Below are 14282 nucleotides of genomic sequence, written 5' to 3'. Positions count from 1 at the left end.
CCTGGGTTCCGTTGCCCTTTGCGGGCAGCGGAACCCAGGTCCTTTGCGCTTGGTTCTTACAGGTTGGCGAAGGCCTTATCCAGGTCTTCAATCAAATCCGCAGGGTCCTCGATGCCAACGGACAGGCGCAACAGGTTCACCGGAACCGCCAGCTCGGTACCCTTCACTGAAGCGTGGGTCATCTCCGACGGGTAGTTCATCAGCGATTCGATGCCGCCCAGGGATTCTGCCAGGGTGAATAGCTTGGTGCTCTCGGCAATCTTGCGGGCCGCTGATTCTCCGCCCTTGAACTGGACGGACACCATGCCGCCGAAGCCGGACATCTGCTTCTTGGCAATCTCGTGGCCCGGGTGGTCTTCGAAGCCCGGGTAGAGCACGCGCTCGACTTCGCTGCGCTCACGCAGCCACCCGGCAACCTGTGCGGCGTTCTCCGAGTGGGCGCGCATGCGAACGCCCAGGGTCTTCAGGCCGCGGGTGGTCAAGAAGGCGTCCATCGGGCCCGAGACGGCGCCCACAGCGAACTGGATGAAGCCGATCTTTTCTGCCAGCTGCGCATCCTTGACGATCACCGCACCGCCCACCACATCGGAGTGGCCGCCGATGTACTTGGTGGTCGAGTGGACCACGATGTCAGCACCCAGGGTCAGCGGCTGCTGCAGGAATGGGCTGGCGAAGGTGTTGTCCACGACCAGCAATGCGCCGGCAGCATGGGCGATTTCAGCGACCTTGGCGATGTCGGTGATGGTCATCATCGGGTTCGAAGGGGTTTCAACCCACACGAGCTTGGCCTTGTTCTTTTCGATAGCGGCAGCCAGGGCTGCTTCGTCAGCCATGTTCACCGGGGTGTTGCCGATGCCCCAGTCGCCCAGCACACGGTCAATCAGGCGGAAGGTTCCACCGTAGGCGTCGTTGCCCAGCACAATGTGATCGCCCGGACGCAGGATCGCACGGATCAGCGAGTCCTCGGCGGCCAGGCCGGAGCTGAAGGAGAAGGCGTGGGTGCCGAATTCTGCGCCGGCCAGCTGCGCCTGCAGCGCGTCGCGGGTCGGGTTGGTGCCGCGGCCGTACTCGTAGCCGTTGCGCAGGCCGCCAATGCCGTCCTGCGCGTAGGTCGAGGAGAAGTGCAGCGGCGGAACTACCGCGCCGGTGACCGGTTCGAATTCCTGGCCCGCATGGACAAAGCGGGTGTTTGCTCCCTGATGGTTTTCAGTCATCGATATCAATCCTTTGAGGTGTTGTCTCTAGCGGGTGGAGTAGGCCAAGAGATCGGCTGCGGTAGCCGCGGCGATCACTTCGCCGCCCTTGGTCAGCAGTACGGCCGGGTGGCTCTTGAGCAGTTCCTGTGCATGTTCCGGGGTGTCTGCGGTGCCGATGAATGGCTTGGCCAAGTCGCCCAGGTCTGCCAGCGTACTGGTTGGTTCTGCGCCAGCCAGCAGTGCGTCGGTAATGTCCCCCGCGCCAATGACACCGCGGATCTCGCCGATACGCGCTGGCAGCGGCGAAGTGGACACGACCAGTGCGTCATCGCCCTGCTCGCGCAGTGCCTTGGCCGCTTCGGCCAGGGTTGTATCCAAAGCCACCGTGGTGGTGCCCTGCTTGGCAAGTGCCGCGCCGATGAAGTCCAAGGCGGAGTATTCATCGGTGGTGAAGCCCTGGTCCAGCATCCACTGGTCGTTGAAGATCTTGGCCAGGTAGCCGCGGCCGCCATCCGGGGCGATCACGACAACTATGTCGTCTTCGCCCAGGTCCTTGGCTGCACGCAGCGCGGCGACCACTGCCATGCCCGAAGAACCGCCCAGCAGCAGGCCTTCTTCCTTGGCCAACCGGCGGGTCATTTCAAAAGCCTCAGCGTCGGTGACTGGTTCCACGGCATCCGGCACGGATGGGTCGTAGTTCCCTGGCCACATATCTTCACCGACGCCCTCGACGAAGTATGGGCGTCCGGTGCCACCGGAGTAGACCGAGCCATCCGGGTCAGCGGCAATGATCTTGACCGGGCCCGAGGCGCGGCCGGCGGAAACCTGCTTGAGGTAGCGTCCGGTGCCGGTGATGGTGCCGCCGGTTCCTGCGCTGATGACCGCATGGGTCAGCTTGCCGTCGGTGTCGTTCCAGATTTCCGGTCCGGTGGTTTCGAAGTGGCTGTCAGGTGCTGCCGGGTTGGAGAACTGGTCGGGCTTGTAGGCGCCGTCGATCTCGGTAACCAGGCGGTCCGATACGCCGTAGTAGGACTGAGGGGAATCCGGGGCCACCGCGGTTGGGGTGACTACTACCTTGGCACCGTAGGCGCGCAGTACGTCGCGCTTTTCCTCGCCGACCTTATCCGGGGTGACGAAGATGGTGTTGTAGCCCTTGAGCTGGCCCACCATGGCCAAGCCGACACCGGTGTTGCCGCTGGTTGGTTCCACGATGGTTCCGCCGGGCTTGAGCTGGCCGGATTCTTCGGCGCGCTCGACCATCTTCAATGCGATGCGGTCCTTGATGGAACCACCCGGATTCAAGTATTCAAGCTTCACCAATACAGTGGCTTTGATCCCCTCGGTGACTCGATTGAGCTTCACCAAAGGGGTATTGCCGATCAGATCTAGGACTGTGGACGCATACTTCATGTCAAGAACTTTACCGGCGGTTGTCATACATGTCGTTCCGGCACGTAGCGAAACGTCACGCAGTGGACGGGCACTTTTCATCAGTGCTAGGCAAGCCTGCCGCAAGCTACTGCAGGCACGAGGCTATAGGATGCGATTCATGGAGAAGCCGTTGAGCGCCGATTACGATCCGCACCGCCCCGTGTCCTTGCTCAAGACTTTGGGAATCCTGCGCCGGGGACTGGGAGATCCGACCATCCGCCTGTCCCAGAGCGAAGCATGGCTGGCCTTTGGAACACCGTTCGGAGATGCCACGCTGCAAATCAGCAAGCCCGCGCCCACCGCCCCGGCAACGTTTCGAGCATGGGGTCCCGGAGCCCACTGGGCCATCGGCTCAGCTCCGAACCTTCTAGGGGCGCTCGATGACTGGAGCGATTTCGACGCGAGGATCAAAGAAGGAAAGTTCCCGGAAATCATCGCGCGTTCCCGCGTCGAGCATCCAGATTTCGTTCTGCCCAGTACCGGCAGGATCTTCGAGCACGCTGCTGGCGCGATCCTGGAACAACGCGTGACCGGGATTGAAGCGAATTATGCCTGGCGCTGGCTGATCCGCCACCTGGGACAGCGGGCTCCGGGTCCGGCTCCCGAGGGCCTGATGATTTTCCCCGGACCGCAAAAGCTAGCCTCGATGAGGCGCTGGGACTGGCAAAAGGCGCGCGTTGAAGGACAGCGGGCTAACACCATGGCACGCCTGCTGCAGGTTGCCGGCAGTTTGCAGTGGTGGGCAGAGAAGCCAATGGACCATGCACGGCCCACCGCCAAGGCTCCGGGCACCTTGGAAGCCGCCTTGGGTTCGGTGCCGGGCATTGGTCCCTGGACAATTGCCGAAACCCTGCAGCGCTCCCACGGATCCAGTGACCATATTTCGGTGGGAGATTTCCATCTGGCTGATTTCGTGGGCCAGGTGCTTACCGGTTGCCGAATCGGCGATGGGCAGATGCTGGAGCTATTGGCGCCATACGCCCCGCACCGTCAACGCGTAGTGCGCTTGCTGCTACTTTCGGGGCAGAAAAAACAAAGCTTCGGGCCCCGTTACGCACCGCTGGATCACCGGCGGAGGTAAAGGAGCCCGAAGCCTCTAATGGTTCTTAGGATTCAGCCTGCGCGGCTTCCTCGGCGATCTGCTTGTGCACTTCGCTCATGTCAATGCCCTTGACCGCGGTGACGAGATCTTCGAGCTGGGTCTGGTTCAACGCACCAGCCTGCGAGAACACGAGGACCTGTTCGCGGAACGCCATGATGGTAGGAATCGAGGTCACGTTAGCTGCACGTGCCAGGCCCTGCTCAGCTTCGGTATCCACCTTGGCAAAAACGACGTCGCTGAACTTTTCCGAGGTCTGGTCGTAAACCGGTGCAAACTGCTTGCACGGCCCGCACCAGTCGGCCCAGAAGTCCACGAGGACGATGTCGTTGTCTTCAATCAACTTCGCGAAGTCGTCTTCGCTCACATTTTTCGTTGCCATGGTTATACGGTAGCCGATCCTTATTTGAAATACGTAGAAAGGTGATCTTGTTCGGAACCGGGAATAGGAAAGATCCGGGTTGCCGTGCATTCCTTCCGCATGCAAAAAACTCCCGGATCCTGGGATCCGGGAGTTATTTTGTGGCAGATACTGGATTCGAACCAGTGAAGGCGTTGCCAGCTGATTTACAGTCAGCCCCCTTTGGCCACTCGGGTAATCTGCCGAGTACGTTCGCTTCAAGAACATTTGCTCTTGTCGGAACGAGAAATAACTCTACAGGAGTTTTTCGATGTTGTGAAATCGAGAGGGGCATTTTTGCTGTAAGCCTGATCACACCCTAAATCCAGGGGGCAAAACCGGTAGGCTATGAAGCGAATCAGACCCGTTTCAACTAGGAGTATTCACATGGCTAGTGATTCCACATTCGACGTCGTAAGCAAGGTTGATAGCCAGGAAGTCGCCAACGCGATGAACCAGGCCCAGAAGGAAATTGCCCAGCGCTACGACTTCAAGGGCGTTGGCGCTGAAGTTGATTTCAGCGGCGAGAAAATCCTGATGAAGGCCAACTCGGAAGAGCGCGTCAACGCAGTACTGGATGTTTTCCAGTCCAAGCTGGTCAAGCGCGGCATTTCCCTGAAGTCATTGGATGCCGGCGAGCCATTTGCATCCGGCAAGGAATACCGCATCGAGGCAAGCATCAAGGAGGGCATTGCCCAGGATGTCGCCAAGAAGATCAACAAGCTGATTCGCGATGAGGCGCCTAAGGGCATCAAGTCAACCATTCAGGGTGACGAGCTGCGCGTCTCTTCCAAGTCCCGCGATGACCTGCAGGCCACCATGGCTCTGCTGCGCGACTTCGAAGAAGCGGATCTGCAGTTCGTGAACTTCCGCTAGGACTGACCCAGCGTTAGAAATCACGTGATACACAGCGAGGGCTGTTTCCCATTCATCATGGGAAACAGCCCTCGCTGCCATTCTGCGCACCACTGGAGCATGGAACAGGGAAGGATCAGCGCTCATCCTCGTCGCGCTTCTGCTTCTTCAGCCACTTTGCTTCTTCGCGGGCCTTCTTCGCGTAGTACTGTTCACGAGTCCTTTCCCTGGCCCGCCGCTTGATATCAGCAACATCATCAGCGAAGTGGTCCTTGGTCATGGCTTTGAATTCATGGAACTTCGCGGCCATTTCTTCCGGCGAAGGGCCCGGCACCCATGGTTTGATCCAGAGGATCTCAGCGGCGTTGCATGCGGCAACGAGCACTGTCACAAAACTGCTGTCACGCAATGAGCTGGTAACTGCATAGGCCGCAGCAAAGCTGACCACGATGGACACCACGAATGGAAGGACGACGTACAGCACTCCCCCGGGGTTGGGACGGCGTTCTTTCAGGACAATCGGTCGAGCGATGATGGCGCCGAGGATTTCCGAGAGGAGATACGAGATCGCCAGCGCGATAGCGAATGTGCCGAAAGCAGTGTCGAGGGCAATCCATGATGAGCAAATCCAGGCCACAAGCAGGCAAGCCAATCCTTTGACCGTTCCGGTGGCCAGTTGACCGGCTATGGCATCCCCAAGCCTGGGCAGAAGTGCCGCGTCGTCGTCTCGCATCCTTGCTCCTTGCTCCTTCATCAGACGGCAGGGAGTCTTCTCCTCGGTGCCGCTACGATCAGCCTATCCGTGCTTGACTAGGGCAGACAAAGATCTTCGCCTCATCCTTTAGTAGGAGGGTCGATAACTATCAGTTCAACGGGAAAGGCCCAAAACAAGCTAAAGGCCGCATCTCCATATGAGATGCGGCCTTAAGCCCAGGAGCTGTTTGGCACTTAGTACCCGCGTCCGCCAGCCATCGCTTCAAGCCGTGCGATGCGATCCTCCATTGGCGGGTGGGTGGAGAACATGCGCTTGAGGCGCGAGCCGAATGGATTGGCGATCATCAGGTGCGAACTGTTGACCAGCTTCTGGTCATTGGAAGCCAGCGGAGCCTGCGTAATCCCCGATTCCAGTTTCCGAAGCGCGCTCGCCAAAGCCAGCGGATCATTGGTCAGCTTGGCTCCGTCCTCGTCTGCATCATATTCGCGGGTGCGGCTCACGGCCATCTGGATGATCGACGCTGCCAGTGGCGCCAGCAGGGAAAGGGCAATCAAGGCGATCGGATTCACCCCGCGGTTGTCATTGCTGTTGCCGCCGCCGAAGAACATCAGGAACTGGGCAACGGAGGTGATGACGCCCGCAACCGCGGCGGCGACCGAAGAAGTGAGGATGTCCCGGTTGTAGACATGCATCAGCTCGTGGCCCAGCACCCCGCGCAATTCGCGTTCGTTCAGCAACTGCAGGATGCCTTCGGTGCAGCACACCGCCGAATTCTGCGGGTTGCGGCCGGTGGCAAAGGCGTTCGGCGAAGTGGTTGGCGAAACGTACAGTCGCGGCATCGGCTGCTGCGCGTTCATCGACAGCTCACGCACGATTCGGTACATTCCCGGCTGTTCCGCTTCGCTGACCGGGTAGGCGTGCATCGAGCGCAGAGCCAGCTTGTCGCTATTCCAATAGCTGTAGGCAGTAGTTCCGAGGCCGATCAAGGCAAATATCCAAATGAACATTGAACGGCCGGTGCCCGCAGATATCAGCGAGCCAATGGCCAGCAGCAGGGCAAACATTCCGCCCATCAAAAAGGCGGTTTTGAGTCCGTTGTTATGTCCATGCACGGCGATGCACTCCCTCAATGAAGCAAACCAAGTTGGTGTTCTCTAGTCTAGTCAACGACTGGAATTCCATTTATGTTCCGGTGAAAATATCACAGTGCCGCGTGCAATGGCAGGCACCGCCGGCCTCGGGGAATATCCAGACGGCGGGAACGTTGTAGTTTTAAGATGCGGTACCACAACTTAATTCCCGGTGGGCCGCTCCCTTCATCCATTTTGTTTCTGAAAGTGTGCGTCCTGCATGTCCGTAAGTACCGCTAAACCGATCCGTTCAGAACATAGCTACGGACTGATCCAAGGCACCGCCGCGTACCTGATTTGGGGCATGCTCCCGGCTTACTTCCTATTGCTGCCTGACATCTCGGCCTTCGAATTCGTTGGCGTTCGCGTGATCTTCTCGCTGGTTTTCTGCCTGCTGCTGCTGGCGTTCACGCGCCAGGTCAAGCAGTTCCTTGCGATGTTCAAGGATTCCAAGACCATCTGGCAGTTGGGACTGGCTAGTGTTCTGATTGCAGCTAACTGGACTCTCTATGCACTGGCGGTCTTGACCGGACATGTGCTGGAAGCCTCGCTGGGCTACTTCATCAACCCAATTGTGGCAATCCTTCTGGGTGTCGTCGTCCTGAAAGAAAAATTGCGTCGGCTGCAATGGATCGCTGTTGCCATAGCCACCGTTGCTGTACTTGTCTTGACGATCGGCTTGGGACAGGTCCCTTGGATTTCCCTCGGCTTGGCTTTCTCCTTTGGCTTCTATGGCCTGGTGAAGAACAAAGTGGGCCAAAGCGGAACTGCGCTGGGGTCCTTGACCATTGAAACCGTCTGGCTGACCCCGTTGGCCATCGGCTATCTGGTTTGGCTGGCCGTTGACGGGAAGTCTGCGCTGTTCTCGGCTGATGTTCCTGGCCTCTCGCTTTTGGCAGCGAGCGGCATCATCACCGCCGTTCCGCTCTTGCTCTTCGGGGGCGCGGCTCGCCGCCTGCCTTTGAGCACCTTGGGCTCATTGCAATTCCTCGCCCCGCTCTTGCAGTTCATCCTGGGACTGCTGGTCTTTGGCGAGCACATGCCATTCGAACGCTGGGTTGGTTTCGCCTTGGTATGGGTTGCGGTGCTCTTCGTGCTCGTGGACATGATGCGAACTCCACGCATTGGCTCCATGCCGGAACCGAAAAAGTTGGTCTGAACGCCCGGTTGCACTCACCGCCGATACGGCGAATGCCTCGAATCTCCCGTGGGAGGTTCGAGGCATTCGCCGTTTAGGACCAGTTTTGAGCTACTTAGGCGACAGCCTTGCGGATCGCATCTTCCAATACGTTGAATGCATCTTCGAGCAGCTCGTCGCCGATCACCAGCGGAGGCAAGAGGCGAACCACGTTGCCGTAGGTGCCGCAGGTGAGGATCAAGACGCCCTGGGCCAGGCATTCGGCTGCGATGGCCTTGGTCAGCTCGGCGTCCGGCTCCTTGCCACCAGCCTTGACGAATTCCATTGCGACCATGCCGCCACGGCCACGGATGTCGCCCAGTTCCTTGATGTCCTTCTGCAGCGCACCGAAGCGGGTGAAGAACTTCTCTTCGATCTCGCGGGCGCGGCCCGCCAAGTCCTGCTCTTCCATGAACTTGATGGATTCCAGAGCCGCGGCCACAGCAACCGGGTTGCCGCCGTAGGTGCCGCCCAGGCCGCCACCGTGCACCGAATCCAGCAGTTCGGCACGGCCGATAATGCCAGACAGCGGCATGCCGCCGGCGATGCCCTTGGCCAGGGTGATGATGTCAGGCTCAATGCCTTCGATGTCCGAGGCGAACCAGGCACCGGAGCGTGCGAAGCCTGCCTGGACTTCGTCGGCAACGAAGACAATGCCGTTTTCCTTGGCCCATTCGGCGATGCGCGGCAGGAAGCCGGTGGCCGGAACGATGAAGCCGCCCTCGCCCTGGATCGGCTCGATGATGATCGCAGCGATCTGGTCGCCGCCGATCTGCTTTTCCATGGCCAGGATCGCGCGCTCGGCTGCTTCCTTGCCGGAGATGTTCGGGTTCTCTTCGCGGTATGGGTAGCTCATTGGCATGCGGTAGATCTCCGGTGCCAGTGGGCCGAAGCCGCGCTTGTATGGGGCGGCCTTGGCGGTCAAGCCCATGGTGAGGTTGGTGCGGCCATGGTAGGCGTGGTCGAAGGCGACTACTGCCTGGCGGCCGGTGGCAATGCGGGCTACCTTGATGGCGTTCTCTACCGCTTCGGCACCGGAGTTGAAGAAGACTGCACGCTTCTCGAAGTTGCCCGGAGTGATGGCAGCCAGCTTCTCGGCTAGCTCGATGTAGTTCTCGTACGGAGCGACCATGAAGCAGGTGTGGGTGAAGCGCGCGGCCTGTTCGGCGACGGCTTTGGCTACTGCCTGATTCGAGGCGCCAATGGTCGTTACGGCAATGCCGGAGCCCAGGTCAATCAGCTGGTTGCCATCGACATCGACAATGATGCCGCCATCAACCTCTGCCGCGTACACCGGCAGGCTGGAAGCTACGCCGGCAGCAACTGCTTTGGCTCGGCGTGCGGTCAGTTCCTGCGACTTCGGGCCGGGGAACGGACCATTGATCTTGCGCTTCTGGTCAATGCGGTAGGTAACGTCCATGTGATTGTCCTTCCATAACTTATTCGTGAGCTCACTGGCCCTGTTGTCTCTATAACTAGAGAGTATTCTCCCGGCTGCCCGGCCACTACGCGGATCGGCACAACACGTTTCGTGTCGCATAGTGCATCTGCACAGGAAAAGGCCTCTTCATTCCAAGCCGGGGCTTGAAACGAAGAGGCCTTCGATCCAGATGCTGCTTGCAGGTTCTAGTTGCCTGCCGAGCCAGCTGGCTCGATCACATCGTCGTCGTGCTTTTCAGGGTGGCGGTTCAGGCTGATCAACGAGATCGCCAGGCCGCCCCAGATGGTGAGCATGGAAATAATCATGAAGACAATCGCGATAGCGCTCATGGCTAGTATTCCTTTCCGGAAGCTTCAGGAACTTCTTCCGCCTCGACATTCGCACGATGCTGGTCGAATTCGGGATCATCGATCTTCGAGTTCTTGCTCCATGGAACCAGCGACAGCAGGACTGCGCCAACAATCAGCGCTCCAGCCATGCCCCAACCGAAGACACCGTTGAACCAAACCGGGTAACCGCTGTAGGACTCAGCCATCTTGCTCTGGATTTCATTGATCAGCATGTAGCCCAAAGCTGCTGGGCCGATGCCGCCAACCAGGACCTTCCAACCGGTACCCAGCTTGATGGAACTGTGGCGGTTCAGGTGCTTGGCCAGCTTAGGCAGCATGCCCAGGCCTGCACCGAAGACGATCACCATGACCAAAGCACAGGCCAGGATGCCGAATTGGTTCACGAAAGCGTCCATGGTGTCCAGCAGATACAGGCCCGTGGTGGTCGGGAACAGCACCAGCGAAACCAGGGCCACAGGAATTCCCACGACCAGGGTCGCCGGAACACGCTTCCAGCCCAGCTTGTCCTGGAAAGCTGCCACGATAACTTCAAGGATGGAAATCAGCGATGTCAGGCCAGCGAAGACCAGCGAACCGAAGAACAGCACACCGATTAGCGCGCCCAGGGGCGCCTCGGAAACGATGGTCGGGAAGGCAATGAAGGCCAGGCCGATGCCGGAGGTGGCAACTTCGTCCACAGAGCTGCCGGCGTTGTAGGCCATGAAGCCAAGCGCCGCGAACACGCCGATACCTGCAAGCAGTTCGAAGCTTGAGTTGGCAAAGGCAACAACGTAGCCCGAACCGGTCAGATCGCTCTTGCGCTTCATGTACGACGAGTACGTCACCATGATGCCGAAAGCCACGGACAGCGAGAAGAAGATGTGCCCGAAGGCTGCAGCCCACACCGCAGGGTTTGACAGTGCCGCGAAGTCAGGGGTGAAGAATGCGTTCAGGCCATCGATAGCTCCCGGCAGGAAGACCGACTGGACTACCAGAATCAGGAACATGACGATAAGCAGCGGCATGAAGACGGCGTTTGCCCGGGAAATACCCTTGTTCACACCGGCGACCATGATCACGATGGTCACCAGCCAAACGAAGAACATCGGGATGAAGATGTTGCCGACGAAGTCGAAGCCGACGTTGACGTTTTCCGAGACCTTGAGGAAGTCGTTCATGAAGAACCCGGCGGCGCCGTCGGCGTTCTTGTCCCAAGCCTTGGTGATGGAGAACCAGCAGTACATGGCCGCCCACGCAATGATGGCCGCGTAGTAGATGGCGATGATGAAGCAGATCAGTACCTGCCACCAGCCCAGGACCTCGGCCTTGCGGTTGGCCCGGCGGTACGCCAGCGGAGCAGAGCCGCGGTAGCGGTGGCCGATGGAGTAGTCGAGGAACAGCAACGGAATACCGGCGCAGAGAATTGCGACCAGGTATGGGATCAAGAATGCGCCGCCGCCGTTTTCGTAGGCGACGTAAGGGAAACGCCAGATGTTTCCCAGACCAACGGCCGAACCAATCGCTGAAAGGATGAACAACTTTCGGGAGCTGAAAGTCTCACGCTTCTCGGTTGCGAGTGGAGCGCCCTGTGATGAAGATGGAGTGCTCATGTGTCTAAGCTACTGCAAAACTTTCACATTGTGGTCATTTCTAGGGGTCGCGTGTCCACATTTTGAGCATATTGCTAAATCGGGAACTTTTCGCCATCCCTCTAGAATGGCTATATGGCAATTAGTTTACGCGGTCTTCTGGAACATGACGAGCTCGATCTTCGACCGCTGACTGAACACACCCACCGCGATGGCATGGTCATCACCTGGGGCGCGGTGACCGAGCTGCTTGACCCGTCGCAGTTCCTGACCGGGCGAGAAATTGTGTTGACCACCGGCGTGCGCCAGAAGACAAAAGCCGCACAGCGGCAGTTCGTCAAAGTCCTTGCGGCCAACGATGCCGTCGCTTTAGGTTTCGGTACAGGTCTGGAACACGCTTCAGTACCGCAAGCGACCGTTGAAGCCGCCCGCGAAGTAGGGCTTCCTGTCTTCGAGGTGCCCTATCAGATACCCTTTGCCGCAATTACCCGGCTAATCGCCGAAGCACTGAATTCCGACCATCTCAAGCGTGTTGAAAGTCTGTTGAAATCCCACCAGAAGCTGGCCCAGACGCTGCTTTCCTCGGATCTGGACAGCATGCTCGAGGAACTCGAGCGAATGCTCGGCACCCAGGTAGCGCTGACCCTGCACGGCGAAGTGATCAGCGGGGACTATGACCCTGCACGTTCCTGGAATGAGCGCCCAGTGGCCACGGGCCTGCGTGATAAGTGCACCCTGCATATTGCAGAACCCTATGTCCACCATCCAGTAGTCGATTACGCGCAGTCGCTGATCGGGCTGGAACTGGCCAATAAATCCCGCCTGCGCGCCTCGCAGCGCCATGCCAACGGCCAGGTGCTCGAGGACCTCGCCACTGGCGCCCTGATTGGCGCCGATGCCGCTGGCCGCCTTGGGGCACTTGGCTTGAATACCCAGCGTGAGCACTCAGTCATCCTGGTGCAGGCTCCATCACAGGTCGAGCGTTTGCAAACTCTGCCACTGCCCGCAGATCTGTCCTCGCAGGTCTCAGCCATCATAGATGGCCGCTTGGCGATCGTTGTCGCGCACAGCAAGCTGCAGCTGTCCATCAAGCACCTCGATGAGTATCTGCTCGCGGCCGGCCTTCCGGCTCGGGTGGGCTACGGCGGGCGCTACCCGAATACCACCGGCATCCGCTGGAGCTACTTCGAGGCCCTGGAGTCCCTGCGCCACGGAGAGCGGGTCAACGAACCCACCAAGCTTTCTCTCACCTCGCTCTTGCTCGCCGCCCACGATGTTCCGCTGCAGGATTTGGCCATCGAAGCCCTGGGCCCGTTGCAGGAATTCGACGCCTCCCACGATTCTGACCTATTGCTGACCTTGCGTGAATACCTCAACCGCGATGGCTCGGTGGGGGCAGTGGCCGAGTCCTTGGGCCTGCACCGCAATACGGTGCGCTACCGGATCCAGCAGATTTCCGATCTTTCTGGCTACGACCCTAATGTGACTAGCGACCGAGTCCAGCTCTGGATCGCGTTGAGTGCCCTTGAGCTGGGCTAATCTCGATAGGATAAAGACATGGCAGACATGTTTCTAGAGAAGTTCTGTTCCCTGGTTCCCAAGTACTTGGAAGACCAGTGGAACGAAGCCGATGGCTTGAGCGCCGAAGAATTGCGCGAAGGGCTGGCGCAGTCCGAGGTTTCAATTCCATTTGTCCTTGAAGAGTTCTATCGTGCTCTGGGCAACAATGAGGATTTCATGGAGGCCTACCACTACTTCTTCGACCCTGAAGAACTGGAAATCGAAGACGGCTACCTCCTGTTCCTGGAAGATGAGGAAGAGAAGTTCGTGTGGGGCTTCAAGGCATCCCAGCTCAATGTTCCGGATCCAATCGTCTACCGCCGCAGCAATGCCAAGGGAAAATGGACCAGCGAGGAAGGCACCTTCAGCGAATTCACCCTGGACATGTACACCTGGGTGTTTGAAGAGCTGGCCGCCGAATTGGAGGACTAGTGCTCCACCGTTCCCATGAACCAGCCAACTACCAGTGTCCCTTCTGCGAGCTGGTCAACGACCAGCCTTTCAGCCTGGACAACTTGTGCGCGCCCACGGATCTGATCTACCAGACAGATCTGGTGGCAGCAATCATGGCTTGTGATGGGTTCGGCAATTACGGCGGGCACGTGATGATCATTCCGACCGCGCATCTGGAAGCGCTCTACGATCTGGACGAGCAGACCGGCGCCGCGATCATGCGGGAGACCAAGCGCGTTGCCTTGGCGATGAAGCTCGCCTGGAATCCCGAGGGCACGAGCACTCGGCAGCATAATGAGCCTGCGGGCAATCAGCATGTTTGGCATTACCATCAGCACGTTTTCCCGCGCTACGCCGATGACGAGCTCTATCGGCAGCTGCGCCACCGGGTATCGATCCAGGATCGGGCCGGCAAAGCGCAGCAGCTGCGCCAAGCGCTCTTTTCCCCCGAGCATCCGCAGCCGCTGGTCCCGGAGAACATCGTCCGATAAGCACGAGGGCATGACGCTGGCGCGAGCGGGCCCCGGGAACGAGAATTCGTTGCCGGGGCCCGCTCGCCACTTATGGGAGACCTCAGGCATTTTCCGCTCAGCACTAGGGCCATGCTCCCGGTTTACAGGAATATCATCACTGAGGTGGTACTGCATCTGTCAGGACCTTCATAAGATGAAGACATGAATCCCCTGGTCCCGAATACCTACGAACTGATTATTTTCTACATCATCCCGGCGCTTGTGGCCATTGGCCTGGTCATTCTCGCCGTCAGATTCTTTACCGCCAGCAAGAATCGTCCTGGGAGTAAAGCGTCGACCGACGACGGGCAGAACTGCAACGACCAGCTCTAGCAGGGATCTGGCAGCAGCCGCGGGCAAAACAGAACCCCGGAAGACCTTCGCAGTCTTCCGGG

Annotated in this window: 15 protein-coding genes and 1 tRNA gene; 7 read left to right on the top strand and 9 right to left on the bottom strand. The window is 59.0% G+C overall.

What is annotated here, in order from left to right; all coding sequences use genetic code 11:
• Window positions 1-56 precede the first annotated feature (56 nt).
• Together AC1Z36_RS07920 and AC1Z36_RS07915 are read right to left on the bottom strand one after the other, a co-directional pair.
• Window positions 57-1214: a cystathionine gamma-synthase gene (locus tag AC1Z36_RS07920; RefSeq protein ID WP_400342037.1), complete on the bottom strand. Its 1158-nt coding sequence runs from the start codon at window positions 1212-1214 to the stop codon at window positions 57-59.
• A 27-nt stretch (window positions 1215-1241) separates the two neighbouring features.
• Entirely contained in the window at window positions 1242-2606 is a 1365-nt protein-coding gene (locus AC1Z36_RS07915) for a pyridoxal-phosphate dependent enzyme (protein WP_105657076.1), read from the bottom strand.
• Between the two features lie 139 nt (window positions 2607-2745).
• On the opposite strand from AC1Z36_RS07915, the gene AC1Z36_RS07910 reads away from it, so the two are divergent.
• Window positions 2746-3708: a DNA-3-methyladenine glycosylase family protein gene (locus AC1Z36_RS07910; RefSeq protein ID WP_483561923.1), complete on the top strand. Its 963-nt coding sequence runs from the start codon at window positions 2746-2748 to the stop codon at window positions 3706-3708.
• Window positions 3709-3733: 25 nt separating this feature from the next.
• Here the strand turns inward: AC1Z36_RS07910 and trxA are convergent, their stop codons facing one another.
• Both trxA and AC1Z36_RS07900 read right to left on the bottom strand, forming a co-directional pair.
• Entirely contained in the window at window positions 3734-4108 is a 375-nt protein-coding gene (gene trxA, locus AC1Z36_RS07905; RefSeq protein ID WP_483561922.1) for a thioredoxin, read from the bottom strand.
• 141 nt (window positions 4109-4249) lie between these two features.
• Window positions 4250-4331 (bottom strand) — tRNA-Tyr (locus tag AC1Z36_RS07900).
• A gap of 182 nt (window positions 4332-4513) precedes the next feature.
• On the opposite strand from AC1Z36_RS07900, the gene AC1Z36_RS07895 reads away from it, so the two are divergent.
• On the top strand, window positions 4514-5002 hold the full coding sequence (locus tag AC1Z36_RS07895; protein ID WP_105656897.1) for a YajQ family cyclic di-GMP-binding protein: 489 nt from the start codon (window positions 4514-4516) through the stop codon (window positions 5000-5002).
• A 115-nt stretch (window positions 5003-5117) separates the two neighbouring features.
• Here AC1Z36_RS07895 and AC1Z36_RS07890 read toward each other — a convergent pair whose 3' ends face one another.
• On the bottom strand, window positions 5118-5714 hold the full coding sequence (locus AC1Z36_RS07890) for a hypothetical protein (protein ID WP_483561921.1): 597 nt from the start codon (window positions 5712-5714) through the stop codon (window positions 5118-5120).
• 215 nt (window positions 5715-5929) lie between these two features.
• Window positions 5930-6808, bottom strand: coding sequence for a zinc metalloprotease HtpX (gene htpX, locus AC1Z36_RS07885; RefSeq protein ID WP_105656899.1), 879 nt, complete (start codon window positions 6806-6808; stop codon window positions 5930-5932).
• 238 nt (window positions 6809-7046) lie between these two features.
• Here htpX and rarD point away from each other — a divergent pair, with 238 nt between their 5' ends.
• The gene (gene rarD / locus AC1Z36_RS07880) at window positions 7047-7985 is read left to right on the top strand and encodes an EamA family transporter RarD (RefSeq protein WP_105656900.1); all 939 of its coding nucleotides are present in this window, start codon (window positions 7047-7049) and stop codon (window positions 7983-7985) included.
• Window positions 7986-8079: 94 nt separating this feature from the next.
• Here rarD and gabT read toward each other — a convergent pair whose 3' ends face one another.
• From gabT to AC1Z36_RS07865, 3 genes are all read right to left on the bottom strand, one after another.
• Window positions 8080-9423, bottom strand: coding sequence for a 4-aminobutyrate--2-oxoglutarate transaminase (gene gabT / locus AC1Z36_RS07875; protein WP_105662539.1), 1344 nt, complete (start codon window positions 9421-9423; stop codon window positions 8080-8082).
• A 206-nt stretch (window positions 9424-9629) separates the two neighbouring features.
• Entirely contained in the window at window positions 9630-9773 is a 144-nt protein-coding gene (locus AC1Z36_RS07870) for a methionine/alanine import family NSS transporter small subunit (protein ID WP_105656902.1), read from the bottom strand.
• Between the two features lie 2 nt (window positions 9774-9775).
• The gene (locus tag AC1Z36_RS07865) at window positions 9776-11383 is read right to left on the bottom strand and encodes a sodium-dependent transporter (RefSeq protein WP_105656903.1); all 1608 of its coding nucleotides are present in this window, start codon (window positions 11381-11383) and stop codon (window positions 9776-9778) included.
• A gap of 114 nt (window positions 11384-11497) precedes the next feature.
• Between AC1Z36_RS07865 and AC1Z36_RS07860 the strand changes: the two genes are divergently transcribed.
• The 4 genes from AC1Z36_RS07860 to AC1Z36_RS07845 all read left to right on the top strand — a co-directional run bounded on the left by AC1Z36_RS07860 (window position 11498) and on the right by AC1Z36_RS07845 (window position 14220).
• Window positions 11498-12901: a PucR family transcriptional regulator gene (locus AC1Z36_RS07860; protein WP_483561920.1), complete on the top strand. Its 1404-nt coding sequence runs from the start codon at window positions 11498-11500 to the stop codon at window positions 12899-12901.
• An 18-nt stretch (window positions 12902-12919) separates the two neighbouring features.
• Window positions 12920-13354, top strand: a complete 435-nt coding sequence (locus tag AC1Z36_RS07855; RefSeq protein ID WP_483561919.1) for a hypothetical protein — start codon at window positions 12920-12922, stop codon at window positions 13352-13354.
• Window positions 13354-13866: an HIT family protein gene (locus tag AC1Z36_RS07850; protein ID WP_133833596.1), complete on the top strand. Its 513-nt coding sequence runs from the start codon at window positions 13354-13356 to the stop codon at window positions 13864-13866. Before AC1Z36_RS07855 ends, AC1Z36_RS07850 begins: the two co-directional genes overlap by 1 nt.
• A gap of 183 nt (window positions 13867-14049) precedes the next feature.
• Entirely contained in the window at window positions 14050-14220 is a 171-nt protein-coding gene (locus AC1Z36_RS07845) for a hypothetical protein (RefSeq protein WP_166650716.1), read from the top strand.
• Window positions 14221-14282 lie beyond the last annotated feature (62 nt).

It is taken from the genome of Glutamicibacter sp. BS14 (genome assembly GCF_056934375.1).
The sequence above is the reverse complement of the archived record's forward strand: the minus strand, read 5'-3'. Positions and strand labels throughout refer to the sequence as shown.

Coding starts and splice junctions, on each gene's coding strand:
- AC1Z36_RS07860 (WP_483561920.1), top strand. CDS start 11,498: ATGGCAATTAGTTTACGCGGTCTTCTGGAACATGACGAGCTCGATCTT.
- AC1Z36_RS07890 (WP_483561921.1), bottom strand. CDS start 5,714: ATGCGAGACGACGACGCGGCACTTCTGCCCAGGCTTGGGGATGCCATA.
- AC1Z36_RS07855 (WP_483561919.1), top strand. CDS start 12,920: ATGGCAGACATGTTTCTAGAGAAGTTCTGTTCCCTGGTTCCCAAGTAC.
- trxA (WP_483561922.1), bottom strand. CDS start 4,108: ATGGCAACGAAAAATGTGAGCGAAGACGACTTCGCGAAGTTGATTGAA.
- AC1Z36_RS07920 (WP_400342037.1), bottom strand. CDS start 1,214: ATGACTGAAAACCATCAGGGAGCAAACACCCGCTTTGTCCATGCGGGC.
- AC1Z36_RS07895 (WP_105656897.1), top strand. CDS start 4,514: ATGGCTAGTGATTCCACATTCGACGTCGTAAGCAAGGTTGATAGCCAG.
- AC1Z36_RS07910 (WP_483561923.1), top strand. CDS start 2,746: ATGGAGAAGCCGTTGAGCGCCGATTACGATCCGCACCGCCCCGTGTCC.
- rarD (WP_105656900.1), top strand. CDS start 7,047: ATGTCCGTAAGTACCGCTAAACCGATCCGTTCAGAACATAGCTACGGA.
- AC1Z36_RS07845 (WP_166650716.1), top strand. CDS start 14,050: ATGAATCCCCTGGTCCCGAATACCTACGAACTGATTATTTTCTACATC.
- AC1Z36_RS07865 (WP_105656903.1), bottom strand. CDS start 11,383: ATGAGCACTCCATCTTCATCACAGGGCGCTCCACTCGCAACCGAGAAG.
- gabT (WP_105662539.1), bottom strand. CDS start 9,423: ATGGACGTTACCTACCGCATTGACCAGAAGCGCAAGATCAATGGTCCG.
- AC1Z36_RS07915 (WP_105657076.1), bottom strand. CDS start 2,606: ATGAAGTATGCGTCCACAGTCCTAGATCTGATCGGCAATACCCCTTTG.
- AC1Z36_RS07870 (WP_105656902.1), bottom strand. CDS start 9,773: ATGAGCGCTATCGCGATTGTCTTCATGATTATTTCCATGCTCACCATC.